The sequence below is a fragment of the Chromobacterium phragmitis genome, assembly GCF_003325475.1.
Classification (GTDB): domain Bacteria; phylum Pseudomonadota; class Gammaproteobacteria; order Burkholderiales; family Chromobacteriaceae; genus Chromobacterium; species Chromobacterium phragmitis.
Genome location: NZ_CP029495.1, coordinates 2,288,249 through 2,313,160 on the forward strand (window position 1 = coordinate 2,288,249; position 24,912 = coordinate 2,313,160).

25 protein-coding genes, 2 tRNA genes and 1 rRNA gene are annotated in these 24,912 nt (G+C 62.1%); 23 read left to right on the plus strand and 5 right to left on the minus strand.

Annotation, left to right across the window (positions count from 1 at the left end; translation table 11 throughout):
* Positions 1 to 46 precede the first annotated feature (46 nt).
* From DK842_RS10930 to DK842_RS10950, 5 genes are all read left to right on the plus strand, one after another.
* Complete coding sequence (locus tag DK842_RS10930) at positions 47 to 547, plus strand: hypothetical protein (RefSeq protein ID WP_145964018.1); 501 nt, start codon at positions 47 to 49, stop codon at positions 545 to 547.
* 87 nt (positions 548 to 634) lie between these two features.
* Positions 635 to 1,798, plus strand: a complete 1,164-nt coding sequence (locus DK842_RS10935; protein WP_114061470.1) for a DegT/DnrJ/EryC1/StrS family aminotransferase — start codon at positions 635 to 637, stop codon at positions 1,796 to 1,798.
* Entirely contained in the window at positions 1,795 to 2,463 is a 669-nt protein-coding gene (locus DK842_RS10940) for a sugar transferase (protein ID WP_269779796.1), read from the plus strand. The genes DK842_RS10935 and DK842_RS10940 overlap by 4 nt, the downstream gene beginning before the upstream one ends.
* Positions 2,460 to 2,927: a GNAT family N-acetyltransferase gene (locus DK842_RS10945; RefSeq protein WP_114061471.1), complete on the plus strand. Its 468-nt coding sequence runs from the start codon at positions 2,460 to 2,462 to the stop codon at positions 2,925 to 2,927. The genes DK842_RS10940 and DK842_RS10945 overlap by 4 nt, the downstream gene beginning before the upstream one ends.
* Before the next feature lie 2 nt (positions 2,928 to 2,929).
* Positions 2,930 to 4,810, plus strand: coding sequence for a polysaccharide biosynthesis protein (locus tag DK842_RS10950; RefSeq protein ID WP_114063703.1), 1,881 nt, complete (start codon positions 2,930 to 2,932; stop codon positions 4,808 to 4,810).
* 32 nt (positions 4,811 to 4,842) lie between these two features.
* On the opposite strand, the gene DK842_RS23435 is transcribed toward DK842_RS10950, so the two are convergent.
* Positions 4,843 to 5,394 carry a hypothetical protein gene (locus tag DK842_RS23435; protein ID WP_168194866.1) on the minus strand — a complete coding sequence of 184 codons (552 nt, stop codon included), beginning with the start codon at positions 5,392 to 5,394 and terminating at the stop codon, positions 4,843 to 4,845.
* A 132-nt stretch (positions 5,395 to 5,526) separates the two neighbouring features.
* Here DK842_RS23435 and DK842_RS10965 point away from each other — a divergent pair, with 132 nt between their 5' ends.
* The 5 genes from DK842_RS10965 to DK842_RS10985 all read left to right on the plus strand — a co-directional run bounded on the left by DK842_RS10965 (position 5,527) and on the right by DK842_RS10985 (position 9,455).
* A complete protein-coding gene (locus DK842_RS10965) occupies positions 5,527 to 6,435 on the plus strand; it encodes a LysR family transcriptional regulator (RefSeq protein WP_114061474.1) in 909 nt (302 codons plus the stop codon).
* Between the two features lie 149 nt (positions 6,436 to 6,584).
* Complete coding sequence (aspA, locus tag DK842_RS10970) at positions 6,585 to 7,988, plus strand: aspartate ammonia-lyase (RefSeq protein ID WP_114061475.1); 1,404 nt, start codon at positions 6,585 to 6,587, stop codon at positions 7,986 to 7,988.
* Between the two features lie 145 nt (positions 7,989 to 8,133).
* On the plus strand, positions 8,134 to 8,487 hold the full coding sequence (locus DK842_RS10975) for a hypothetical protein (protein WP_114061476.1): 354 nt from the start codon (positions 8,134 to 8,136) through the stop codon (positions 8,485 to 8,487).
* A gap of 59 nt (positions 8,488 to 8,546) precedes the next feature.
* On the plus strand, positions 8,547 to 8,786 hold the full coding sequence (locus DK842_RS10980) for a DUF2164 domain-containing protein (protein ID WP_114061477.1): 240 nt from the start codon (positions 8,547 to 8,549) through the stop codon (positions 8,784 to 8,786).
* A 69-nt stretch (positions 8,787 to 8,855) separates the two neighbouring features.
* On the plus strand, positions 8,856 to 9,455 hold the full coding sequence (locus DK842_RS10985; protein WP_114061478.1) for a YdcF family protein: 600 nt from the start codon (positions 8,856 to 8,858) through the stop codon (positions 9,453 to 9,455).
* 102 nt (positions 9,456 to 9,557) lie between these two features.
* Here the strand turns inward: DK842_RS10985 and DK842_RS10990 are convergent, their stop codons facing one another.
* Complete coding sequence (locus DK842_RS10990; RefSeq protein ID WP_114061479.1) at positions 9,558 to 9,917, minus strand: YggL family protein; 360 nt, start codon at positions 9,915 to 9,917, stop codon at positions 9,558 to 9,560.
* A 185-nt stretch (positions 9,918 to 10,102) separates the two neighbouring features.
* Between DK842_RS10990 and DK842_RS10995 the strand changes: the two genes are divergently transcribed.
* The 5 genes from DK842_RS10995 to DK842_RS11015 all read left to right on the plus strand — a co-directional run bounded on the left by DK842_RS10995 (position 10,103) and on the right by DK842_RS11015 (position 15,083).
* Positions 10,103 to 11,854, plus strand: a complete 1,752-nt coding sequence (locus DK842_RS10995; RefSeq protein WP_114061480.1) for a M30 family zinc metallopeptidase — start codon at positions 10,103 to 10,105, stop codon at positions 11,852 to 11,854.
* Positions 11,854 to 12,159, plus strand: a complete 306-nt coding sequence (locus tag DK842_RS11000) for a hypothetical protein (RefSeq protein WP_114061481.1) — start codon at positions 11,854 to 11,856, stop codon at positions 12,157 to 12,159. The genes DK842_RS10995 and DK842_RS11000 overlap by 1 nt, the downstream gene beginning before the upstream one ends.
* Positions 12,160 to 12,409: 250 nt before the next feature.
* On the plus strand, positions 12,410 to 14,086 hold the full coding sequence (locus DK842_RS11005) for a M30 family metallopeptidase (RefSeq protein ID WP_145964019.1): 1,677 nt from the start codon (positions 12,410 to 12,412) through the stop codon (positions 14,084 to 14,086).
* A 41-nt stretch (positions 14,087 to 14,127) separates the two neighbouring features.
* Entirely contained in the window at positions 14,128 to 14,397 is a 270-nt protein-coding gene (locus DK842_RS11010) for a hypothetical protein (RefSeq protein ID WP_145964020.1), read from the plus strand.
* Between the two features lie 113 nt (positions 14,398 to 14,510).
* The gene (locus DK842_RS11015) at positions 14,511 to 15,083 is read left to right on the plus strand and encodes a HutD/Ves family protein (RefSeq protein ID WP_168191876.1); all 573 of its coding nucleotides are present in this window, start codon (positions 14,511 to 14,513) and stop codon (positions 15,081 to 15,083) included.
* A 60-nt stretch (positions 15,084 to 15,143) separates the two neighbouring features.
* On the opposite strand, the gene ubiD is transcribed toward DK842_RS11015, so the two are convergent.
* Complete coding sequence (ubiD, locus tag DK842_RS11020; protein ID WP_114061485.1) at positions 15,144 to 16,619, minus strand: 4-hydroxy-3-polyprenylbenzoate decarboxylase; 1,476 nt, start codon at positions 16,617 to 16,619, stop codon at positions 15,144 to 15,146.
* 143 nt (positions 16,620 to 16,762) lie between these two features.
* On the opposite strand from ubiD, the gene DK842_RS11025 reads away from it, so the two are divergent.
* Positions 16,763 to 17,368: an OmpW/AlkL family protein gene (locus DK842_RS11025; RefSeq protein ID WP_114061486.1), complete on the plus strand. Its 606-nt coding sequence runs from the start codon at positions 16,763 to 16,765 to the stop codon at positions 17,366 to 17,368.
* A gap of 253 nt (positions 17,369 to 17,621) precedes the next feature.
* On the opposite strand, the gene DK842_RS23005 is transcribed toward DK842_RS11025, so the two are convergent.
* Complete coding sequence (locus DK842_RS23005) at positions 17,622 to 17,834, minus strand: hypothetical protein (RefSeq protein WP_145964022.1); 213 nt, start codon at positions 17,832 to 17,834, stop codon at positions 17,622 to 17,624.
* Here DK842_RS23005 and DK842_RS11030 point away from each other — a divergent pair.
* From DK842_RS11030 to DK842_RS11045, 4 genes are all read left to right on the plus strand, one after another.
* Complete coding sequence (locus DK842_RS11030) at positions 17,833 to 18,918, plus strand: ABC transporter ATP-binding protein (RefSeq protein WP_114063704.1); 1,086 nt, start codon at positions 17,833 to 17,835, stop codon at positions 18,916 to 18,918. The two genes, DK842_RS23005 and DK842_RS11030, sit on opposite strands and share 2 nt — an antisense overlap.
* A gap of 3 nt (positions 18,919 to 18,921) precedes the next feature.
* On the plus strand, positions 18,922 to 19,815 hold the full coding sequence (locus tag DK842_RS11035) for an ABC transporter permease (RefSeq protein WP_232538649.1): 894 nt from the start codon (positions 18,922 to 18,924) through the stop codon (positions 19,813 to 19,815).
* Complete coding sequence (locus DK842_RS11040; RefSeq protein ID WP_168191877.1) at positions 19,808 to 20,602, plus strand: ABC transporter permease; 795 nt, start codon at positions 19,808 to 19,810, stop codon at positions 20,600 to 20,602. The genes DK842_RS11035 and DK842_RS11040 overlap by 8 nt, the downstream gene beginning before the upstream one ends.
* 162 nt (positions 20,603 to 20,764) lie before the next feature.
* Positions 20,765 to 21,829: an ABC transporter substrate-binding protein gene (locus DK842_RS11045; RefSeq protein ID WP_114061487.1), complete on the plus strand. Its 1,065-nt coding sequence runs from the start codon at positions 20,765 to 20,767 to the stop codon at positions 21,827 to 21,829.
* 67 nt (positions 21,830 to 21,896) lie between these two features.
* On the opposite strand, the gene DK842_RS11050 is transcribed toward DK842_RS11045, so the two are convergent.
* Entirely contained in the window at positions 21,897 to 22,532 is a 636-nt protein-coding gene (locus tag DK842_RS11050; RefSeq protein WP_114061488.1) for a pyrimidine 5'-nucleotidase, read from the minus strand.
* A 391-nt stretch (positions 22,533 to 22,923) separates the two neighbouring features.
* Here DK842_RS11050 and DK842_RS11055 point away from each other — a divergent pair.
* The 3 genes from DK842_RS11055 (at position 22,924) to DK842_RS11065 (ending at position 24,882) form a co-directional block, all read left to right on the plus strand.
* Positions 22,924 to 24,461: ribosomal RNA gene (locus tag DK842_RS11055) — 16S ribosomal RNA — on the plus strand.
* A gap of 182 nt (positions 24,462 to 24,643) precedes the next feature.
* A tRNA-Ile gene (locus DK842_RS11060) sits at positions 24,644 to 24,720 on the plus strand.
* Between the two features lie 86 nt (positions 24,721 to 24,806).
* Positions 24,807 to 24,882 (plus strand) — tRNA-Ala (locus DK842_RS11065).
* Positions 24,883 to 24,912: the final 30 nt, after the last annotated feature.

The following is a 24,912-nucleotide window of genomic DNA, read 5'->3' on the forward strand; positions in this document are numbered from 1 at the left end:
TCTTAATGGGGCGACATGATTGATTTGTCTGGATAGAGGCAAGGCGATGAAGAGGTTTCGAGTATTGGGATGGGGGCTGTCGCTAGCGGCAGCTTGTCTGATCGCGCAGGGCGCGGCGGCGGATGGCCTGGCCAGAGTGAAGAAGGATGGCGCGCTTTATCATTATGCCGGCCAGGTGCAATTGAGCGGGAGTTACGATTACTCCAGGGATGAAAACGCCATGAGCGCCGTCGGCGACCAGTTCTGCTTCAGCCCGGATAAGGGGTCGGCGCGCAAAATTCCCCGCGAGCGGGGCGACGACAGAGATCGCTGGTTTTGCTTCGAAAACGACAAGCAAGCGCGAACCATGCTGGAGGTGGACAAGCTCCTGAAGGACAAGCGGGTTTGCAGCTTGAGAGGCAAGGCAACCATCGAGGTGGACCACTACATCGCCGATCTGACCGATGGGACCGAAGCCAACGATACCGCGCGCCTGCTGCGGGTGGTCAGGCTGGCGCCGGCAAAGACCACGCCTTTCGTCAAAGACACCCTGCATTGTCGTGAATAAGCCTGCGCCGGACCTGTTGGCGCGGTCCTGCGCAGTTTGAATGGAAGAGGCCGCTCTCGCCGAGCGGCGTGACAGAGAGATAGTGAAATGAGCGAAACCAAGTTCCTGCCGTTCGCCTTGCCGGACATCGGCGAGGAAGAGATCAATGAAGTGGTCGACGCGCTGCGTTCCGGCTGGGTGACCACCGGTCCCAAGACCAAGCAGTTCGAGGCCGATTTCGCGGCCTTCCTGGGGGATGGCGTCGAGGCCATCGCCGTCAACTCCGCCACCGCCGGCCTGCACCTGGCGCTGGAGGCGATCGGCATCAAGGAAGGCGATGAAGTGATCGTGCCGTCCTACACCTTCACCGCCACCGCCGAAGTGGTGCGCTATCTGGGCGCGCATCCGGTATGCGTGGATGTGGACGCCGCGACGTTCAATATCCGCCCGGACGCCATCCGCGCGGCGATCACTGATAAAACCCGCGCCATCATTCCGGTCCACTTCGCCGGCCTGGCCTGCGAGATGGACGAGATCATCGCCATCGCCCGCGAGCATGGGCTGAAGATCGTCGAGGACGCCGCCCACGCCATGCCCACTTACTACAAAGGCAAGCTGGTGGGCACGCTGGATTCGGACGTCACCGTGTTCAGCTTCTACGCCAACAAGACCATGACCACCGGCGAAGGCGGCATGGTGGTGTCCAAGAACAAGGACATCATCGCTCGTTGCAAGGTGATGCGCCTGCACGGCATCAGCCGCGACGCCTTCGACCGCTACGTGTCCAAGACCCCGGCCTGGTACTACGAAGTGGTGGCCCCGGGCTACAAGTACAATATGCCGGACACCGCCGCGGCGATGGGCATCCATCAGTTGAAGAAAATCCGCGGCTTCTACGAAAAACGCGAAGTCATGGCCCAGCGCTTCGACCGCGAGCTGGCGGATCTGCCGCTGATCCTGCCTGCGCGCGCCAAGGACGAGGGCAGCAACCACGCCTGGCACCTGTACCCGGTGCGGATCAAGCCGGAGGCCGGCGTGTCGCGCGACGATTTCATCGCCAAGATGGCGGAGAAGGGCATCGGCTGCTCGGTGCACTTCATCCCGCTGCACCGCCAGCCGGTATGGCGCGACGGCTACCAGCTGACCCGCGAGCAATTCCCGGTGGCCGACGCCGCGTTCGAAGCCGAGGTGACGCTGCCGCTGTACACTCGGATGACGGACGATGACCAGACCCGCGTCATCGCCGCCGTGCGCGAGATTCTGGGCGCATGAGCCAGCGGTTGGAAAAAGAGGGCGGCGAACTGCTGCCGCCTTGCTGCCGGCCGCGCCGCCACGGCTCGCGGCTGCTGAAGCGGCTGTTCGACATCGCCGCTTCCGGAGCGGGCCTCGCCGTGCTGGCCTTGCCGCTGTTGGCGGTGGCGTTGTGGGTGAAGCTGGATTCGCCGGGGCCGGTGTTTTTCCGCCAGGTGCGGGTGGGGCGGGGCGGCGCGCTGTTCCGCATTCATAAATTCCGCACCATGCAGGTGGACACCGAGCGCCAGGGCCAGCTGACCGTCGGCGCCGATTCGAGAATCACCGGCGCCGGCCGTCTGCTGCGCAAGACCAAGCTGGACGAGCTGCCGCAGCTGCTGGACGTGCTGTTCGGCGACATGAGCCTGGTCGGCCCGCGGCCGGAGGTGCCCAAATACGTGGCGCACTATCCGGAGGATGTGAAGGACATCGTGCTGTCGGTGCGCCCCGGCATCACCGACTGGGCGTCGATCCGGATGATCGATGAAAACGAGATACTGGGCCGCGCCGCCGATCCTGAGCGCGCCTATATCGACGAAGTGCTGCCGGAAAAACTGGCTTACTACGTGCGTTACGCCGAGACGCATAGCCTGTGGGAAGACATCCGCATCATCGTCGCCACTTTGATGAAGATCGTCAGCCGATGACCCTCGCCATCCGCGCCGCGCAAGCCGCAGACGCCGGCGCGCTGGCAGGCATTTATCTGGCCTGCCGCCGCGAGATGCCGTACGCGCCGCTGGCGCATGGCGACGCGGCGGTGCATGCCTGGTTCGCCGACGCGCTGCTGCCGGCGGGCGATGTCTGGCTGGCGGAGCGGGATGGCGAGATCGCCGGCTTCGCCGCTTGCTCCGAGCGGGATGGCCAGTTTTGGCTGGATCAGTTGTATGTCGCCGCGCGGCATCAACGCTCGGGCGTCGGCCAGGCTTTGATGGAACAGATTTTGACGGGGCGGCCGCGGGCCTGCCGCCTGCAGGTGTTCCAGGCCAATGCCGGCGCGCGGCGCTTTTACGAGGCGCACGGCTTCCAATTGCTGAGCCTGGGCGACGGCCACGATAACGAGGAACGCTGTCCAGACGCGCTGTACCAATGGCGGCCGGATACGAAAGAATGACCATGTTTGAAAAATTGCTAGCCTTCTCCCGCCACAACAAGATGGCGATGCTGGCGCTGATGGACGCGCTGTTGCTGCCGCTGGCCTTGTGGAGCGCGGTGTTCCTGCGCCTGGGCGGTTATTGGGACCCCAAGCTCAATCCGCATCTGTGGATCTTCATCGTGCCGCCGCTGTGGGCCATCCCCATCTTCGTCAAGCTGGGCCTGTACCGCGCGGTGCTGAAATATCTGGACGACAAAATCATCTTCACCGTGTTCAGCGGCGTCACCTTGTCGGTGCTGGTGTTGCAGGCGGTGATCCAGATGTTCTCGATCTGGGCCATGCCGCGCGCCTCGGTGGTGATCTTCTGGGTGTTCGCCATGGCTTATATCGGCGGCAGCCGCTTTCTGCTGCGCGGCCTGGTGCGGCGCATCGACGCCACCGACGCGCCGCGCGATCCGGTCATCATCTACGGCGCCGGCCGCGCCGGCGTGCAGCTGCTGTTGGCCTTGCAGGCCGGCCGCGAATACCGGCCCATGGCCTTCGTCGACGATAATCCGGCGCTGCGCCGCCACACTTACCGCGGCGTGGCGGTGCACGCCCCGGACGAGCTGCCGCGGCTGATCAAGGACACCGGGGCCAAGTGCATCCTGCTGGCCATGCCCTCGGTGGGGCGCGGCCGCCAGCGCGAGATACTGGAATCGCTGGAAAAGCTGCGGGTGCCGATCAAGCGCCTGCCGGGCATGGCGGACCTGGTCTCCGGCGAAGCGCGGGTGGAGGAGCTGAAGGAAGTGGAGATCGAGGACCTATTGGGCCGTGATCCGGTGCCGCCCAAGGCCGAGCTGTTGGCGCGCAACATCAAGGGCAAGGTGGTGATGGTCACCGGCGCCGGCGGTTCTATCGGCTCCGAGCTGGCGCGGCAGATCGTCAAGAACCGGCCGGCGCGCATCGTATTGTTCGAGCTGTCTGAGTTCGCGTTGTACAGCATCGACCAGGAACTGGCGCAACTGGCGCCCAAGATTCCGCGCACGCCGATACTGGGTTCGGTCACCGACTACGACAGGCTGAGCCAGGTGATGCGCGCTTTCCAGGTGGAGACGGTCTACCATGCCGCAGCCTACAAGCATGTGCCCATGGTGGAGCACAATCCGGTGGCCGGCATCGTCAACAACGCCTTCGGCACCGATACCACCGCCCGCGCGGCGGAGGACTGCGGCGTCGACACCTTCGTGTTGATCTCCACCGACAAGGCGGTGCGTCCCACCAATGTGATGGGCGCCACCAAGCGCCTGGCCGAGCTGACACTGCAGACGCGCCATGCGCGCGGCAGCCGCACCCGCTTCGTGATGGTGCGATTCGGCAATGTGCTGGGCAGCTCGGGATCGGTCGTTCCGCTGTTCCGCCGCCAGATACTGGCCGGCGGTCCGATCACGCTGACCCACGCCGACATCACGCGTTACTTCATGACCATACCGGAAGCGGCGCAGCTGGTGATCCAGGCCGGCGCGATGGGCGACGGCGGCGATGTGTTCGTGCTGGACATGGGCGAGCCGGTGAAGATCATCGACCTGGCGCGGCGCATGATCCACTTGTCCGGCCTGGAGGTGAGGGACGAGGGGCAACCGGACGGCGACATCGAAATCCTGGTGACCGGCTTGCGTCCGGGCGAGAAGCTGTACGAGGAGCTGCTGATAGGCGACAACGTGCTGGCCACCGATCACGCCCGGATCATGCGCGCGCAGGAATACCACCTGTCCGAGGACGAAATGGCCTCGTTGCTGGCGCGGCTGCGCGAGGCCTGTCAGCGCCTGGACGCGCCGGAGGCATTCGCCCTGATGCAGGAGGCGGTGCATGAATTCCAGGCCGCAGAGGCCACCCAGGACTGGGTGACGCTGCAGAGCTGATCGCTCCTCCTCCCGAAATCAACGGCTGCAAGCTACCACTTGCAGCCGTTGTCTTTATCGAAGGCGTCTTTCAGCAGCAGGGGGGCGGCCAACAGGCCCAGGCCGGCGTAGGCGTTTTTGCAGTCGGCGCGCTGCGCGCGGTCGATATTGCGCGCCAGCCGCGCTTTCTCCGGATTCTCCGGCAGAGGCTTGGCGGCGGGGTCTTCCGGCGCGAGCTGCCGTACTTGTTGGCGCAAGCCTTCCAGCGTTACGCGGGTTTCGCCCATGCCGGCGCTGGCCGCGGCTTTGCCTGAGGGCGCGGATGCCGGCGCCGCGCGCGACAGGGACGCGTTTCGAACCGGCGCGGCTTGGCGGGCATGCCGGGGGGCTGGCGTTTGCGCTTGGCGTTCCGGCGCTTTGGCTGGCAGCAGGCGGGCATGGATGGATGGGATGCTTACCCTGAGCGGGGGCGCGGGGACGGGCTGCGGCGTGGAACGCATCGAGGGCAACGCCAGCAGCGCCAGCAGATGCAGGCTAGCGCTGGCGGCAATGGCCAGCGCGCGGCCGGACCAGGGGGCAGCCGGAGGAGAAAGGACGGCATTCATGTCGGGGTGGCGGGTTGCGGCGTCATCGGCAAAATGGTTGTCATGGCGAGGATAGTCTGATGATAGAGCGCCGCGGCGCCGGAAAGTGCCGCGCCGGTGTAACATCTGGCATTCCCAATCTGGACGACGGCGATGGAAACCCGCTGGCTGGAAGATTTTTTGGTATTGGCCGACACCGGCAGCTTCACCCGCTCGGCGGAATTGCGCCATCTGACGCAGCCGGCCTTCTCGCGCCGCATCCGCGCGCTGGAAAGCTGGCTGGGCGCCGATCTGATAGACCGCACGACTTATCCGACCAAGCTCACCGCCGCCGGCAAGCTGCTGCGCGAGCAGGCGGTGCCGCTGTTGGCCCAGCTCAACACCGCCCGCACCACGCTGCGCGGCCTGCAGCCCCTGCCGCAGGGCACGCTGGAGTTCGCGGTGCCGCACACCCTGTCGTTTTCCTACTTTCCCAAGTGGCTGACCGGGGTCGAGGCCGGCTTCGGCCAGTTGTCCTGCCGCTTGCAGGCCAGCAATGTCCATGACGCGGTGCTGTCCTTCGTCGAAGGCGGCAGCGATCTGCTGATGTGCTACCACCATCCCAAGCAACCGGTGGAGCTGCAGGACGCTCGCTACGGCGGCCTGCGGCTGGGCGTGGAGCGGCTACGGCCGTATTCGATCGCCGCGGGAGGCGAACCGGCGTACCCGTTGCCGGGGAGGGCCGAGGCGCCGCTGCCTTTTCTGGGCTACGCCAGCAACGCCTATTTCCGGTTGATGAGCGACTTGCTGCTGGTTGGCGGGCCGGAGCCGGCGCATCTGTCCTTGCGCTACGAGACCGACATGGCGGAGGGGCTCAAGCAGATGGCGTTGGCCGGGCATGGACTGGCGTTTTTGCCGGAGAGTTCGGTGGCGGCCGAGCGCGCGTCCGGTTTGCTGGCCGAGGCCGGCGGCGAGGCGTGGAGCGTGGAGATGGAGGTGAGGCTGTATTGCGACCATCGCCGAGGCCGCGCTGCGTTGGAGGATTTGTGGGAGTACCTGGCGGCGCGCTACCCGGCAGTCTGAGTCGGGAGCCGCGCTCGGCGGACATGGCGCAAGGTTATGCATTTCCTGCATGATCCCATCCGCATTCGGAATTGGCCAAGCGGACGGGGCAGGAATAGAGTGCGGGGCATTCCAGGCCGCGATGACGGCCGCACCGAGGAGACCCGCAGATGATGACCCGCATCGAACACGATTTGCTCGGCAACCGCGATGTGCCGGCCGACGCCTACTGGGGCGTGCACACTTTGCGCGCCATCGAGAATTTCCCGATCACCGGCCAGACCATCGCCGGCTACGGCGACCTGATCCGCGCGCTGGCCTGCATCAAGCAAGCCGCCGCCCAGGCCAACCGCGATCTCGGCATCCTGGAGCCCAAGTTGGCTCAGGCCATCGTCGACGCCTGCGAGGAGATCCGCGCCGGCAAGCTGCATGATCAGTTCGTCGTCGACGTGATTCAGGGCGGGGCGGGCACCTCCACCAATATGAACGCCAACGAGGTGATCGCCAACCGCGCGCTGGAGCTGCTGGGCCACGCCAAGGGCGAGTACCAATATCTGCACCCGAACGAGCACGTCAACCTGTGCCAAAGTACCAACGACGTGTATCCCACCGCGCTGCGCCTGGCCGCCTTCTGGGGCGTGCTGAAGCTGGTGTCGCGCATGGAGGTGCTGCGCAAGTCCTTTGAAGACAAGGCTGAAGAATTCAAGGACATCCTGAAGATGGGCCGCACCCAGCTGCAGGACGCGGTGCCGATGACGCTGGGCCAGGAGTTCCAGACCTACGCCGTGATGCTGGGCGAAGACGAGCAACGCCTGAAGGAAGCCAGCACGCTGATGCTGGAGATCAACCTCGGCGCCACCGCCATCGGCACCGGCATCACCGCGCATCCGGATTACGCCAAGCTGGTGTGCCAGCACCTGTCCGAGCTGATCGGCAGCCAGCTGATCACCGCGCCCAACCTGATCGAAGCCACCCAGGACTGCGGCGCCTTCGTTCAGCTGTCCGGCGTGATCAAGCGCGCGGCGGTCAAGCTGTCCAAGACCTGCAACGACCTGCGCCTGCTGTCGTCCGGTCCGCGCGCAGGCTTCGGCGAGATCAATCTGCCGGCGCGCCAGGCTGGTTCGTCCATCATGCCGGGCAAGGTCAATCCGGTGATTCCAGAGGTGGTGAGCCAGGTGGCGTATGAAGTCATCGGCAACGACGTCACCATCACCCTGGCGGCCGAAGCCGGCCAGCTGCAGCTGAACGCCTTCGAGCCTGTGATCGCCTACAGCCTGTTCCGCAGCGCCGGCCACCTGGCCAATGCTTGCGACACGCTGACCGAGCACTGCGTCAAGGGCATCACCGCCAACCGCGAGCGCCTGCGCCTGAGCGTGGAAAACTCCATCGGCCTGGTCACCGCGCTGAACCCGGTGATCGGCTACGAGGCCGCCACCCGCGTCGCCGCCGAGGCCCATGCCAACGGCAGCAGCGTGGCCGAGGTGGTGCTGGCCCATGGCCTGCTGACCCGCGAACAGCTGGACGACATCCTGCAGCCGGACATGCTGACCCGGCCGCGCTGGGTGACGCTGTAAATTCTCTTTCCTTCCTTTGTTTGACTCGTGCTTGCCGGCGCCTTGAGCGCCGGTTTTTTTTGGCCGCGCTCACGCAGGCTTGGCGTTTGCGTCCGCCGAAAGGCGTGGTTATAAAGAAATGGTGCGGTGCACAATTGGGGGCGGGATGCGATACTGGCTATGGTGGAGCCTGGAGTTTCCCCTGCGCAGCGGCGGCTGCCTGCTGGAGGATTGGCGTTGCCAGCAGCGTTTCTGGCGCTCCACCCTGTTTTACGGCTGGCGGGTGGCGCGCAGCGGGGCCAGCTGGCAGGCGCAATGGGAGCGGATCGCGCGGCGGGCCTGCGCCGACGGCATCGCGCTGTGCCACGACAGCGCGCCGGCGCGTTTTCGGCTGTGGCGGCGCGCTTGCCGCCATCTGGGGCCGCTGGATGGAGCGGAATGGGAGCGCTGCCTGCGGCGCAGCGAGAGGGCATGGCTATCCGGCTGGGTGGGAGTGGGGCGGGCGTGCTCGCGTCTGTGAGCCGCCGTCGCCAAGACCGGCGCGCTCGGCGATAATCGCGTCTTTTGCCGGAGACCGCGATGGCTAGCCCGCGCTTTCTCAGCGATGCCCAGTTGCAACAGCTGGCGCCGCAGCTGCAGCATTACCTGTCCGAACAGCTGGCGGTGGACATCGGCAATTTCGATGCCCGCTTTCTGCTGGATTTCATCGCCGAGAGGGTCGGCAGCGAGATCTACAATAAAGCGCTGCAGGATGCGCAGACCGCGCTGGCGGCGCGGATGGAAAGCCTGCAGGCGGCGATCTGGGAATTGGAGCGCTAGTCTGGCTGCCCGCTGCGGCGGCATTGAGGTTACAATCGAATCGTCCCTTCCTTTTGACTTGCGGTGCCGATGCTCTACTTGCGCTTGATGATGAGAGGCTTCCTGCTGGCTGTGCTGCTAGTGGTGCTTGGCTTCGCCTATGTCGCGTGGAGCATCGTCGACTACGGCGAAACCGACGAGGCGCCGACAGCGGACGCGGCGCTGGTGCTGGGGGCCGCCGCCTGGGGCAACAAGCCCTCGCCGGTGTTCCGCGAACGCATCAACCACGCGGTCAAGCTCTATCAGAGCGGCAAGGTGCGCTGGATCATTTTCACCGGCGGCACGCCGGAGCCCGGCTATCCGGCCGAGGCCGACGTGGGCCGAGAGTTCGCCGTCCGCCAGGGAGTGCCGATGACGGCGATGCTGGTGGAGAATCAGTCGCGCAACACTTGGCAGAACCTTTCCAACGCCCGCGAACTGGGCGGCCAGTTCGGCATCCGTTCCTATCTCTTGGTCAGCGACCCGCTGCATATGCGCCGCGCGGTGTTGATGGCCAACGACTTGGGACTGCGCGCCTATCCGGCGGCCACCCAGTCCAGCCGCTTCCGCACGCTGGCCAGCTGGTCGCGTTTTCTCGCGCGCGAGACCTGGCTTTATGTCGGCTATCGCGTGTTCAGGCAGCTGTCCTGATGGACTGTGGATAAAACCACGAATCGCGCCGGCCTGTGGATAGCCGGCGCGCAAGAAAAAAGCCAGCTCGATGAGCTGGCTTTTTCGCGCCCGGGACAGCCGTCAGGCGGTGTGCCACAGGTCGATCAGCTCGCTGGCTTCCAGCGACTTCACTTCGGCGCGGGCTTTCAGCCAGGCCACCAGATCGGCGCGCAGCGCGTCGTCGATCTGCACGCCGCTGATCGGGAAAGCCACGCCTTCCAGGCGGTTTTTGCCGTCGAAATGGCCGCCGAAGCTGATGCCGGCTTCGTCGAAGCGGGTCAGCCAGCCGTCCAGCAGGGCGTCGGCGTCCGCGCCGTCATGCAGTTCGGCCACCAGGTGGAAACCCAGCTCGCGGAATTCGCCTACGCGCATTTTCTTGCGCTGGCGGGCGTTCAGGCGTTTCAGGCGCTGGGCGGAGTTGGGGTTGCGCGGGATTGCCATGGTCTGTCCTTGTTCGAAAAATGCGCTGAATGATAGCAGGTTTGCCGGCGGGGGATGCCGCCGCCGCCAAGGCGACGCCATTTGTCTGACGATTAATTGTAATAAATTGACGTTGTGTTGATTTATGTCATGTGGCTAATATCAAGATTCTGTTTCTAAATTAACCACAAAAAGACGACAAAGTGATGAAAGAGATCAAACCGACAGTCCTGGCATCCGTGATCATGAGCGCCCTGCTGACCGCTTGCGGCGGCGGGGGAGGGAGCGGCGGCGCCAGTGCCGCAAATGGCGCTGGCGGATCGCCATCCGCCGCATTCCATCAACGCAGCAGCAGCGGGTTGGAGGTGGGGACGCTGGACTGCGCCGGCGCCAGCTGCAAGGTGCCGGCCAGCGGTGGCGCTGCCTTGTCCGGATCGGTTTACCGCTACAGCAACGCCACCAACCGCGACCAGACGATACAGTTGGCCGGCCCTGTGACGTCCGCTTGGCAAGCGGAGTTCGTCCGCATCAGCGGCGGGGATACCTCCACCCAGTTCCGGATGGCCGGGGCCAATCTGCGCGGTGCCAGCAGCGCGGCCGCGGACCGCCTGGAGGCGGAAAGCCAGGCGGTGTTGAACGCGGTGGCCAAGAACAGCCGCGACGGCGCGCTGCAGCGCCTGCAGCTGCAACATTCGGCCAAGCTGAGCGGCGCGCAGGCGGCGCTGCAGCAGCAGGCCTATGCGCTGGGCGACGTCCGTACCTGGCACGACATGGACGGCGATAGCCCGACCACCTTGAAGGCGGTGCGCGACCTGCCCAACGGCGGCGGCAAAGTCTATGTCTGGGGCCAGAGCGGCTTGGATGTCGCGGTCAGCAACGCCCAGGCCGATGCGTTGGCCGAGCGCTTCGCCGGCAGCGTCTACCCGCTGGAAGCCAGCGTGGTCAGCGAGCCCTGGGGCAACGACATTCACCCGGGTTGGCGCAGCCTGGCCCTGCCCGGCGACACCAAGGACGTGCACCTGGTGCTGAGCCGGCTCAACGATCCGGCCAAGTCCAGCGGCAGCCGCCTGCTCGGCTATGTGCGCTGGACCAACGCGCTGCTGGCCTCGGCCGCGTCCAGCCTGTGCCAGGGCGACGCCGAGTGCGCGGACGTGATCGGCAAGAGCAACCAGGCGCTGGCCACCTTCATCGATCTGGATACCTTCGCCAAGGCGGATAGTCCGGGCAATTGGTCGATGAAGGACAACGGCCCCAGCCTGGCGCTGTCGACGATGGCGCATGAATACCTGCACGTGCTGTACGCCTACAACAAGATACTGCGGCAGAAGCCGGGTTCGCCGTCGGGCACGGTATGGGAAAACGAGCTGGCGGCGCAGACCATGGGTTACCTGGTGTCGGCCGACACCTATACCGGCGGCCGCGGCCGCGACGCCAATTCGCACCCTGACCTGCGTCCGCGCGGCGACTTCGAGCAGTTCCTGAACAAGCCGGCATGCAATCTGAAAGGCTGGAGCGTCGCCGCCGAGAATTACACTTGCTATCCGAAGGCGCTGGCGCTGGGCATGCAGATGCTGCACCAGTTCGGCCCTGGCGTGATGAAGCCGTGGGTGACCGGCTCCAGTACCGGCGAGCGGGCGCTGAACGATGGCCTGCGGGCGGTGGGCGGCGGAGATTACAGCAGCCTGCTGCAGCGGCTGACCACCACGCTCAGCCTGGGCGCGCTCAGCCAGGACGTGGCGGGTTTCGGTTTCCCGGCCAAGACCATCACGCTGGCCGCTAATCAGTACTTCCCGCTAGGCAAGGACCTGCAACTGCCGGCGGTGCGCTTCCAGGCCGGCGAGGTGGGCTGGGGCAGCGATCGCGGCCAGGAAACCTGGCGCCAGCCGCTGGCCGTGTCGCGAGGCGTGGCCCGGATCACGGTGCCGGCCAATAGCCATCTGTTGCTGGTGAAACCTTAATGCGACGCGCGCTGTGGCTGCTGGCGCTGCTGCCCTCGCTGCTGGCGATGGCTTCGCCGCCTTGGGAGCGGGGAGTGCTGGTGGAGGTGGGCGCGTATCCTTTGGTGAAACTGGGCATAGAGCGCAGCGACGGCGAAGTGTTGGCGATACGCGCGGCTGAGCCAGGCAAAGGCCTGGATCGGGCCGCCGTGAACACCTTGCGCCGGCAACTGGGCCAGCGTGTCCGCTACCGGGCCGCCGCTTACGCCAGCAGCCCGGTTTACGGCAGAGAGGTGATTTTGAGCCAGGCAGAATCGGATCGTTAGATTTTTAGTCGTGGCGACACCTGGACGACATCACGTCGTCTGGGTGTTTTTCATTTCAGATTGCTCTGGGCGAGTAAGGTTTCCATAACCCGGGCAATCAAGACATTCAGAGCGAACTAGCTTTCGCGAGCTGGGCATAGGCTTCTTAATGGGACGAATAGATTGACCGAAACCGGACATTGCCTCTATGCTGATTGCCCATTGTTTTATTTAGTATTTTATTAATTATTTTAATATAACGTAAAGTAAAATGTTGAATAAAAAACAAAATCTATTGGTTCTTTCTGTGATGGCCGCGGCACTTTCCGGATGCGGCGGCGGCGGCGAGGGCAGTTCTTCATCATTCACGCAAAAATCCCAGATTTCCGGCGATTTGAATTGCCAAACCAGCGCGTGCTCCATGCCCGCCGGCGCGGCGACCGATCCCGCGGGGAAGGTATACCTGCTGCAGAACGCCAGTAATCAAGAGGCGACAGTCACCATTGATGGACCGCTGACGAATAGTTGGGATGCGGTGATGACCAGAATCAGCAGCGATACGGCAGGCAATGGCCGCATCGGCGGCGGCGCTCGCGGCGGGGATGGCGCGGCTGATGCGATTTTGGCTCAGAAAATGCAGGTGGTTTACGATAATATCGCCACATACGCCGGGATTTCTCAGCGTGCTCAGGCGCGCATGAAACTGGAGAAGCGTGTAAGCGCTTCGGCCCGATATGCGCTCAATGACAGCCGCGCATGGTATGACAGCATCGGCAGCCGCACGTTGAATACCACGATGAAGGCCAGCGCGGCATTGCCAAACGGCGGCACTGTGTATGTATGGGCTCAAGACGATGCGGCGGCGGTCACGGCTGAGCAGGCGAATTTCTTGGCCGAGCGTTTCGCCAACAGCGTATATCCGATCGAATCCGCGGTGATCAGCGAGCCTTGGGGATCTGTGGCATCGACCTGGCGCGCCATCTCGCTCGATAGCGGCACCAAGGATGTGCATCTGGTATTGGCGCAGTTGAATCAGCCGGCCAACGCATTCAAGGGCTTGATGGGATACGTGCTCCCCACCAATGCTCTATTGAAGTCGGTGGCCCTCGATCCCGCTTGCGCGACGGAGGATTGCAGTCCGTTCGCCAACAGCAACGAGGCGCTGGTAACCTTCCTGAACGTTGATACTCTGGTGGCGAAGGATGATGGCCAACTTTGGAGTCAGAACGGCAGAGGCCCGGCATTATCGCTTTCTACCTTGGGCCACGAATATCAGCATTTGCTGTACAGCTATAACAAATTGTTCCGCCAAAACATTACCGGCGCCACGACTTGGGAAAATGAACTCGCCGCGCAGACCATGGGGTACTTGGTCGCGGCCGATACTTACCATGGCGGCCGAAGCAATGGCCCGGATGCCCATCCCGATTTGGGCGCAGGTAGCGACTTCACCCGTTTCTTGGCATCGCCCGCATGCGACTTGAAGCGTTGGCCGGCTTTGAGCAGCGATGCTTCCGGCGTGTCTTGCTACCCCAAAGCGCTGGCGACTGGCATGTTGATGCTGCATCAATATGGCGCAGGCGTGATGAAGCCATGGGTAACGGGCGCCAATGTGGGGGAGAAGGCATTGAACGACGGCCTGGCCTCGGTAGGGGGCGGCAACTATGGCAGCCTGATGCAGCGCCTGTACACCAGCCTGCTGCTGGCGGACTTCCCGACATGGGCTGCGGGCTATGGTTTCCCTGCCAAGCAAGTGACGTTGCCTGCCAGCCCTTATCTGATCGGCGGCAAGGCCATTTCGCTGCCTGAGGTTCGCGTCGGCAAGCAAGAGGTTCAATTGACAATGGACTCGACCCAAGAGGCATACCGCGTCACATTGATTCCCATGGGAGGAAAGGTGACCATCGCCATGCCTGCCAATTCACGACTTAGCTTGGTCAAGCGATGAGGCTCCTGGCGTCTATCTGTTTGCTCGCGTTAAGCGTTCCGATGTCGTGGGGAATGGGAGGGACGCCGTGGGAGCATGGAACGCTGGTCAGCGTCGGCAACGCGCCGTTCAATCAGCTGGCGATCCAGCGCCGAGATGGCGCGATGCTGGTTGTTCAGCCTAGCCGCGAAGCGGGCGCGCTGGACAAGCAGGCATTGGACAAGTTCGCGGTGCGCACCGGCGATAATGTGCGCTTCCGCGTCTTGCGCAATGCGCGCAGCAAGCTGTCTGGCGAGATGGTCGTGTTGAGCCAGATGGAACTTGAGCGCTGAATGAGCGTGGATTGAACCTGGAACCCGGCGTTGGAAAGCGCCGGGTTTTTCATGCCATCATGAACGTGGCGCGGTCGAGGATGAATCATAGATCGCGACAACAGGAGCGCTGCATGGCCAATGTTTTGACGCCGGACCGATTCCTCATGATGCCATGGGCCAACGGCGGCGGCCGCACTCTGGAGTTATACCGTTTGCCGCATCCGGAGCGGCGCGACGCGTTCGCATTGCGGATGTCTGTCGCCGAGGTGGCCCAGGGCGGGCCGTTTTCCCATTTTGCCGGCGTGGACCGCTGGCTGGGCTTGCTGGAAGGCGAGGGCATGGCGCTGAGTCTGGCGGATGGCCGGCAGTTGACGTTGGACGCGCCGGGCCAGGTGGTGGCGTTCACCGGCGAGATCGGCACCCAGTGCCGCCTGCTGGGCGGCCCTTTGCATGATTGCAACCTGATGCTGGCTCGGGACTGGGGACGCGGCGATCTCTCGCGGCTATCGCCGGCCGATGGCGAAACGGTGCGGCTGGCGGTGGCTGACATGGCCCTGCTGTATTTGCAGCTCGGGGAATGGCGCTGCGAAGGCGAAGCGCTGCCGGATGGCGGCCTGCTGTTGCTGGAGCGCGAATCTGTCAGCCTGAGCGCAAGCGGCGGCGCGGTCGCATGGCTGGCCATTGTGCATCGTTTGGCGGCGTGAGGTCCGCGCGGACATGAAAAAAGCCGGAGGCCTGTCCGGCTTCTTGTCGGCAGGCGATCGTCACAGCCCCAGTTCGGTCCAGATTGAGTCCACCCGTTGCTTGACCGCGTCGTCCATCACGATGGGCGTGCCCCATTCGCGGTGGGTCTCTCCCGGCAGCTTGTTGGTGGCGTCCAGGCCCATCTTGCCGCCTAGGCCGGAGATCGGGCTGGCGAAGTCAAGGTAGTCGATGGGCGTATTCTCGATCAACGTGGTGTCGCGCACCGGGTCCATCCGGGTGGTGATCGCCCAGATCACTTCCTTCCAGTCTCGGGTATTGACGTCGTCGTCCACCACCACGATGAACTTGGTGTACATGAACTGGCGCAGGAAGCTCCAGCAACCCATCATCACGCGCTTGGCGTGGCCAGGGTACTGCTTCTTGATGCTGATCACCGCCATGCGGTAGCTGCAGCCTTCCGGCGGCAGGTAGAAGTCCACGATTTCCGGAAACTGCTTTTGCAGGATGGGCACGAACACCTCGTTCAGCGCCACGCCCAGAATCGCCGGCTCGTCCGGCGGCTTGCCGGTGTAGGTGCTGTGGTAGATCGCGTTTTCGCGCATGGTGATGCGATCTATGGTCAGCACCGGGAAGCTGTCCTGCTCGTTGTAATAGCCGGTATGGTCGCCGTATGGGCCTTCCATCGCCATGTCGTTGGGGTGGATGTGGCCTTCCAGGATGATCTCCGCCCGCGCCGGCACTTGCAGGTCCGAGCCTATGCATTTCACCAACTCGGTGCGGCTGCCGCGCAAGAGGCCGGCGAACTGGTATTCGGACAGCGTGTCCGGCACCGGCGTCACCGCGCCCAGTATCGTCGCGGGGTCGCAGCCCAACACCACCGCCACCGGATAAGGTTTATCCGGGTTTTGCTGGCGGAACTCGCGGTAATCCAGCGCGCCGCCGCGGTGGGCCAGCCAGCGCATGATCACGCGATTCCTGCCTATCACCTGCTGGCGGTAGATGCCGAGGTTCTGCCGTTTCTTGTTCGGTCCGCGGGTGACGGTGAGGCCCCAGGTGATCAGCGGCGCCACATCGCCCGGCCAGCAATGCTGAATGGGCAATTTTTCCAGATCCACCGCCTGGCCTTCCCAGACGATGTCCTGGCAGGGCGCTTTCTTGATTTCCTTGGGCGCCATGGACAGCACCTGCTTGAGCAGCGGCAGCTTGTCCCAGGCGTCCTTCAGGCCCTTGGGCGGCTCCGGCTCCTTCAGATAGGCCAGGGTCTTGCCTATCTCCCTGAGCTGCATCACATCTTCCGCGCCCATGCCCATCGCCACGCGCTCCGGGGTGCCGAACAGATTGGCCAGAACAGGAAAGTCATAAGCGCGGCCTTCGAGGCGCGGCTGTTCAAACAGCAGCGCCGGTCCGCCGGCTTTCAGCACCCGATCGCCTATCTCGGTCATCTCCAGATGTGGCGAGACCGGAGAGCTGATGCGCTTCAGCAGCTGTTTTTGTTCAAGTTGGGCGATGAATTCCCTGAGATCGGCATATTTCATGACTTTTTCATGATCTGACGCAAAGTGTGAGAAGAAGGGCTTGGATAATCTGCCTGCGGACGTCGCACGCTACTGCCGGCGCGACGGGCTGTCAACGCCGGCATGGCCAGGGCGGTATTTTTCGTTTCATTGGAGAACAGAACATGAAGAAGCTTGCGCTTGCCGCGATGATAGGCATGCTTTCCGCCGGCGCTTTCGCCGCCCAAGGCGATATTCTGGCACGTTTCCGCGTGATCGACGTGGATCCCTCGTCCAGCTGGAACAATTCCGCGGTGGCCGGCTTGAATGTTGAGGGCAAGTCTGCGGTTGCGCCTGAGCTCGATTTTACTTACATGATCACCAACAACATCGGCGCCGAGCTGATCCTGGGCACCTCCCGCCACAAGGTCACCACCAATGCCTTCGGCGACGTGGGCAAGGTTTCCGTGCTGCCGCCGACCGTGACATTGCAATACCATTTCATGCCGGAAGCCACCTTCCGCCCGTATGTGGGCGCCGGCGTCAACTATACCCGTTTTTACAGCAATGGCCTGCAACTGCCGACCGGCGCCAAGCTGGATGTGAAGAACAACAGCTTCGGGCCGGCGCTGCAGATCGGTGCAGACTACGCGATCAACAAGAGCTGGTTCGTCAACGTCGACGTGAAAAAGCTGTGGGTGGAAACCGACGTCAGCACCGGCGGCGCCAAGCTGGGCACGCTGAAGCTGGATCCGTGGGTGTTCGGCATCGGCGTCGGCACCAAGTTCTGATTTCGCCGCATTCGATGTTGAAGGGCGCCTTTCGGCGCCCTTTTTGCATTGTTTGGAAATGTAAACAATTGATGATATTGACATTGCGGGGGAAGTCGCCAATGCTGGCCGATGCCGCGAACGGATTCGGGAGGCGAGATGAGGCGTAGCGCCTGGAGGCGCGTGCCGCCTGTCTTTCTCGCGACGCGAAAAACATGGTTTGGCGACATGTGACGCTTGTTTTAGACAAGTTTGTTGTCAAAATGCATCATTTTCATGTGAACAATCCTGATTTTCCCCCGTTTTTTTGTAGCGGCGGGCCGCAAGTTTTTTTCAGTGAAAAGAGCAACTTATCCCGGCGCATTTTCTTCAGGCGCGCGCAGGGCGGGATGATGCGCTGAGGTCTTGAATTTACAAGGGATTTTCGCGGCCCCGAAAATTGTTTTTTTGTTAAAATGGCGCCCTTTTTCGTGGCGGGGAAGATCATGGCTCTCCTGGAAATCAAAAATGTGGTCAAACGCTTCGGCGACTACACGGCTGTCAACGACGTCAGCCTGTCGGTCGAGGCGGGCGAGTTCTTCACCCTGCTGGGACCCTCCGGCTGCGGCAAGACCACCTTGCTGCGCATGCTGGCCGGTTTCGAACAGCCGGACGCGGGCCGGATTCTGCTGGATGGCCAGGACATGTCGCAGGTGGCGCCGGAAAAGCGCCCGGTGCACACCGTGTTCCAGAGCTACGCGCTGTTCCCGCACATGACCGTGCGCGAAAACATCGCCTTCCCGCTGAAAATGGCCAAGTGGGACAAGCGCAAGATCTCCGCCCAGGTGGATGAATTGCTGGAAGACGTGCGCCTGACCCAGTTCGGCGACCGCTACCCGCACGAGATGTCCGGCGGCCAGCGCCAGCGCGTGGCCATCGCCCGCGCGCTGGTGGACCGTCCGCGCCTGTTGCTGCTGGACGAGCCGTTGTCCGCGCTCGACGCCAAGCTGCGCGAGGAAATGCAGATCGAGCTGATCAATCTGCAGAAAGAGGTGGGCATCACCTTCGTCTACGTCACCCACGACCAGGGCGAGGCGCTGGCGCTGTCGCACCGCATCGCGGTGATGAGCCACGGCAAGGTGGAGCAGCTGGATGCGCCGGAGAAGCTGTACAGCTATCCGAAAAACCGTTTCGTCGCCGACTTCCTCGGCCAGTGCAATGTGCTGGAAGGCGTGGTCAAGGCTTTGCACGGCGACGCCATGACTGTGGCGCTGAAGGGCTGCGGCGACGTCAAGTGCCAGGCGGTGCCGGGTGTGAAGGAAGGCCAGCAGGGCTGGCTGGCGCTGCGGCCGGAGAAGGTGAAGCTGGACAAGGAATTGCCGGACTTGCCGGACGAGGCCTATTTCAAAGGTCGCGTCCACGACTGCCTGTATCTGGGCGACGTCACCCTCTACGTGGTGGAGGTGGCCGACGGCGTGTTGGTGGAGGCGATGCAGCCCAACAATATCCCGGGCGTCGCCAAGTTCTTCGACGACGGCGACGTGGTCGAGATCGCCTGGCGTTTCGACGCCGGCAGCTTCCTGACGGAGTAAGCGATGGCGATGCGTGATCGTTTCGGCAAGTGGGCGCTGTCCTGGCCTCCCTTGCTGTATTTGGTGTTGTTCTTCCTGATTCCGTCTCTGATCATGCTGGTGGCCGCGTTCCGCCAGCCCGGCGACTACGGCGGCCTGGCCCCGATGTACTACATCGAGGAAGGCAAGATGGTCTGGGATTTGACCCTCGACAACTTCCACCGGCTGGTGGAAGAGCCGTTGTACATCGAGCTGTTCATCAAGTCGGCCGGCTACGCGTTGACCACCACTGTGGTGTGTCTGCTGATGGCGTACCCGCTGGCCTGGCTGATCGCCCGCTCCGGCAAGAAGTACCGCGACTTGCTGTTGCTGCTGGTGATCCTGCCGTTCTGGTCCAATTTCCTGATCCGCATCTACGCGTGGATGATCATCCTGGGCCCGCAATCGGCGTTCACCAAGGCGCTGAACCTGGTGCTGACTTCGCTGGGCTTCGAACCGGTGCGTTTGCTGTTCACCACCTTCGCGGTGATCGTCGGCCTGGTGTACGTTCATTTGCCGTTCATGGTGTTGCCGCTGTACGCCAATCTGGAAAAGCATGACATGGCCCTGCTCGACGCCGCGCAGGATCTGGGCGCCAACGCCTGGCAGCGCTTCTGGCGCGTGACCTGGCCGCTGAGCCTGCCCGGGGTGTTCGCCGGCTCGGCCTTGGTGTTCATTCCGGCGCTGGGCATGTTCGCCATCCCGGACATTTTGGGCGGCACCGAATCCATCATGATAGGCAACCTGATCAAGCAGCAAATCCTGGATACCCGCGACTGGCCGTTCGGCTCCGTGTTGTCCATCATGCTGACCGGCGGGGTGCTGATGATCGCCGTGCTGGGGGCCGTGGTGGCCAGAAAGGGGAAAGCGCGTGGCTAAGAAACCATCGAAGTGGCTGTGGGCTTCGGCCGGTCTGACCTATCTGTTCCTCTACCTGCCGCTGGTCATCGTGGTGCTGTACTCGTTCAACGATTCGCGCCTGAATGCGGAATGGGTGGGTTTCACGCTGAAGTGGTACCAGAAGCTGTTCCACAACGAGAAGATGCTGACCGCGGCCGGCAATTCGCTGTTGATCGGCATCATCGCCAGCTTCTTCGCCACCATCCTGGGCACGCTGGCCGGCATCGCGATGCATAAGTACAAGCTCAGGCTGCTGCCTTTCCTGGTGCTGACGCCGATCGCCATCCCCGAACTGCTGATGGGGGTGTCGCTGGTGATCTTCTTCGTCATCGTCAACCAGTTGATCGGCATTCTGGAGCTGGGCTTCGTCACCATCCTGCTGTCGCACATCGCCTTCTGCATCGGCTTCGTCGCCATCGTGGTGCGGGCGCGGATGCAGGGCATGGACGACAGCCTGGTGGAAGCGGCGCGGGATCTGGGCGCCACGCCGTTCCAGGCTTTCCGCCTGATCACGCTGCCGGTGATCAAGCCCGGCATCATCGCCGGTGCGCTGATGGCGTTCACCTTGTCGATCGACGACTTCGTGATCACCTTCTTCACCGCCGGCGCCGGCGCCAGCATGCTGCCGCTGGAGATCTATTCGATGATCAAGATCGCGGTGACGCCGGAAGTGAACGCGGTGTCTTCTTTATTGATGCTGCTGACGCTAGCGCTGATCGTGATCGCCACCAAGGTTTCGCCGAGCGCGCTGCGCGCCAACAGTTGAAACGGGCGGGTTTGCCCGCCAGGCCGAAAGGCCGACCCGGCGGCAAGGCGTTTTGCGTTGCAGCATAATACCTTGCCGTCGCCGCCTCACCCGGGCGACGCGAGGGGGTGTCTCCCGGTTAACTCGTAGTACCACCAAGCTGTGCAATACAAAGGAAACGAAATGAAGAAGATCCTCGCGCTGCTGGCGCTGGCGGCCTCCACCCAGGCGTTCGCCGCCGAAGAGCTGCATCTGTACAACTGGAACAACTACCTGTCCGAGAGCGCGGCCAAGAGTTTCGAGGCCTATTGCAAGTGCAAGCTGGTGCAGGATTATTACGGCGACAACGAAGAGCTGCTGGCCAAGCTGGCCGCCGGCGCCAAGGGCTACGACATCGTGGTGCCGACCGGCTTCGCCGTCGACGCGCTGATCAAGCAAGGCAAAGCCCAGCCGCTGGACAAGGCGCAGCTGCCTAACTTCAAGAACCTGAATCCGGGCTATTTGAACAGCTTCTTCGACAAGGGCAACAAGTATTCCGCGCCGTACGCGTTCACCACCACGCTGATCGGCTACAACGAGACCAAGCTGAAGCAGCTGGGGCTGGAAGGCAAGGTCAATACTTGGGCGCTGATCTTCGATCCGGCGCTGCTGTCCAAGATCAAGGGCAAGGTCACTGTGCTGGATTCCCAGCGCGAGTTGATCGCCGCCGCGCTGATGTATCTGGGCAAGCCGGCCAACTCCACCAATCCGGCCGACTGGAAAGCCGCGCGCGATGTGATTCTGAAGGCCAAGCCGTACTGGGCCGCCTTCAACAACCAGTCCTATATCAAGGAACTGACCGTCGGCAACATCTATGTCGCCTTCGGCTACTCCAACGATATGTTCCAGGCGCAGCAGGACGCCAAGAAGGCCAAGCGCGCTTTCGCGCTGAACTTCAGCCTGCAGAAAGAAGGCAACACGCTGTCGCTGGACAATTTCGTGGTGCTGAAGGACGCGCCGCGCAAGGACCTAGCCTACAAGTTCATTAACTTCATGCTGGACGGCAAGAACGCCGCCGGCCTGACCAACGAGATGGGCAACGGCAACCCCAATGCCGCCGCGGGCAAGTTCGTCAAGACCGAACTGACCAAGATTCCGGCGATCTTCCCGACGACTACCGACTTGCCGCGTCTCCAGCAACTGCACGATCTGAACGCCAAGGACCGTCGCGAGCTGAACAAGGTGTGGTCCGAGATCAAGTTGAAGTAAGCGGATTCGCGTTATCCAGAAAAAGGCCGGGAAGCTACCCGGCCTTTTTCTATATATGTGCGCTGGCCTAATCCAGATGCAGGCGCAGCAACTGGCTGATCTTCTCGACGCGGTGGTCGACGTGCGCCGGTTTGCGCGGCTCGCGGCTGACCCAGATCGTGGTCATGCCCAGTTCCTTGGCGGTCAGCAGATTGGGCAGGGAGTCTTCCACCATGATGCAGCGCTCAGGCCGCAGGCCTTCTTTGGCCAGCACGGTATGGAAGGCATCCAGATGGGGCTTGGGCACATAGTTGAGCTGCTCCACGCCATATACCGACTCGAAATGATGCTGTATCCGCATTCGCTGCAAAATGCCCTCGACGTAATGCCGAGGTCCGTTGGATAAGATGATCTTGCGGCCGGGGAGCGCGCTCAGGCTTTCCGCCAATCTGTCTTCGAACTGCAGCCACTGTTCCAGCACTTCCACCGGATGGGTTTCGATCAGGAACTGCTGCGGGTCGATGCCGTGATGGGTGGACAGGCCATGCATGGTGGCGCCGTATTGCGCCCAGTAACGCGAGCGCAGCACGCAGGCTTCTGCCTCCTCCACGCCGAGATGCCGCATCATGTATTCGGTCATCAACTTGTTGATATGGTCGAAGATGCCGCCGCTGGCGTGGTGGAGCGTGTCGTCGAGGTCGAAGATCCAGGTCTTGTGGTTCACGTGTGATGCTGCAAAAGAAGAGGGAGCGCCGATTATCCATGCGCGAAGTCGCGCAGGCTAGAGCTAACGGCCAGTCTGTCCGAGCAGGCCGCTTCTATTGTTATCAACCGGTTACCCTATTATGACCAGATTTTTTCAATTATTTTGCAGATAGGTGTTGACGGGTTCGGGGGGCGGGCGTATAGTTCGCCTCCTCAGCTGACGCAGCGAACGAAACAGCGGAAACGAAACGGTTCTCCGGTGTGACGAAAGCAGCGAAGGCACTGCTCTTTAACAGAACGAATAACCGATAGGTGTAAGTGCTTGGCGAAAGCCGACACTTGCACTGCAAGAGACAAGAGATACTTGTTTATTTCTTTGAACTTGCGTGCCAGAAAATTTGCTTGAGATTGAACTGAAGAGTTTGATCCTGGCTCAGATTGAACGCTGGCGGCATGCTTTACACATGCAAGTCGAACGGCAGCACGGGAGCTTGCTCCTGGTGGCGAGTGGCGAACGGGTGAGTAATGCATCGGAATGTACCGTGTAATGGGGGATAGCTCGGCGAAAGCCGGATTAATACCGCATACGCCCTGAGGGGGAAAGCGGGGGATCGAAAGACCTCGCGTTATACGAGCAGCCGATGTCTGATTAGCTAGTTGGTGGGGTAAGAGCCCACCAAGGCGACGATCAGTAGCGGGTCTGAGAGGATGATCCGCCACACTGGGACTGAGACACGGCCCAGACTCCTACGGGAGGCAGCAGTGGGGAATTTTGGACAATGGGCGCAAGCCTGATCCAGCCATGCCGCGTGTCTGAAGAAGGCCTTCGGGTTGTAAAGGACTTTTGTCAGGGAGGAAATCCCGCTGGTTAATACCTGGCGGGGATGACAGTACCTGAAGAATAAGCACCGGCTAACTACGTGCCAGCAGCCGCGGTAATACGTAGGGTGCAAGCGTTAATCGGAATTACTGGGCGTAAAGCGTGCGCAGGCGGTTGTGCAAGTCTGATGTGAAAGCCCCGGGCTCAACCTGGGAACGGCATTGGAGACTGCACGACTAGAGTGCGTCAGAGGGGGGTAGAATTCCACGTGTAGCAGTGAAATGCGTAGAGATGTGGAGGAATACCGATGGCGAAGGCAGCCCCCTGGGATGACACTGACGCTCATGCACGAAAGCGTGGGGAGCAAACAGGATTAGATACCCTGGTAGTCCACGCCCTAAACGATGTCAACTAGCTGTTGGGGGTTTGAATCCTTGGTAGCGTAGCTAACGCGTGAAGTTGACCGCCTGGGGAGTACGGCCGCAAGGTTAAAACTCAAAGGAATTGACGGGGACCCGCACAAGCGGTGGATGATGTGGATTAATTCGATGCAACGCGAAAAACCTTACCTGCTCTTGACATGTACGGAACTTGGTAGAGATATCTTGGTGCCCGAAAGGGAGCCGTAACACAGGTGCTGCATGGCTGTCGTCAGCTCGTGTCGTGAGATGTTGGGTTAAGTCCCGCAACGAGCGCAACCCTTGTCATTAGTTGCCATCATTAAGTTGGGCACTCTAATGAGACTGCCGGTGACAAACCGGAGGAAGGTGGGGATGACGTCAAGTCCTCATGGCCCTTATGAGCAGGGCTTCACACGTCATACAATGGTCGGTACAGAGGGTTGCCAAGCCGCGAGGTGGAGCTAATCTCAGAAAACCGATCGTAGTCCGGATCGCACTCTGCAACTCGAGTGCGTGAAGTCGGAATCGCTAGTAATCGCAGATCAGCATGCTGCGGTGAATACGTTCCCGGGTCTTGTACACACCGCCCGTCACACCATGGGAGTGAGTTTCACCAGAAGTGGGTAGGCTAACCGTAAGGAGGCCGCTTACCACGGTGGGATTCATGACTGGGGTGAAGTCGTAACAAGGTAGCCGTAGGGGAACCTGCGGCTGGATCACCTCCTTTCTAGAGAATGGCGATTGCCAAGTACTTACAGCCTATCGGTTATTCAAGTTAAGGGCATTTTCGATGAAAATCGGCGCAGCTCTGCGTTGAAAGCTTCCTCGTGTACTCGATGTACACGTCGTCAGCTTTCGCCTGGATCTGCTGGATTTTGATCGAAAAGGATGTGGTATCAAACGACTACTGGGTTTGTAGCTCAGCTGGTTAGAGCACTGTGTTGATAACGCAGGGGTCGTAGGTTCGAGTCCTACCAGACCCACCAGTATTTTTTGGGTCAGGCAAGGCGCGAAGGAGCGGCATGTGCTTATGCACATGAGCGACTGAGCAACGCAGCATCACCCAAAAAGAGGGGGATTAGCTCAGTTGGGAGAGCACCTGCTTTGCAAGCAGGGGGTCGTCGGTTCGATCCCGTCATCCTCCACCATCGCAAACAAAATCGAATTCGGAAGAGTTG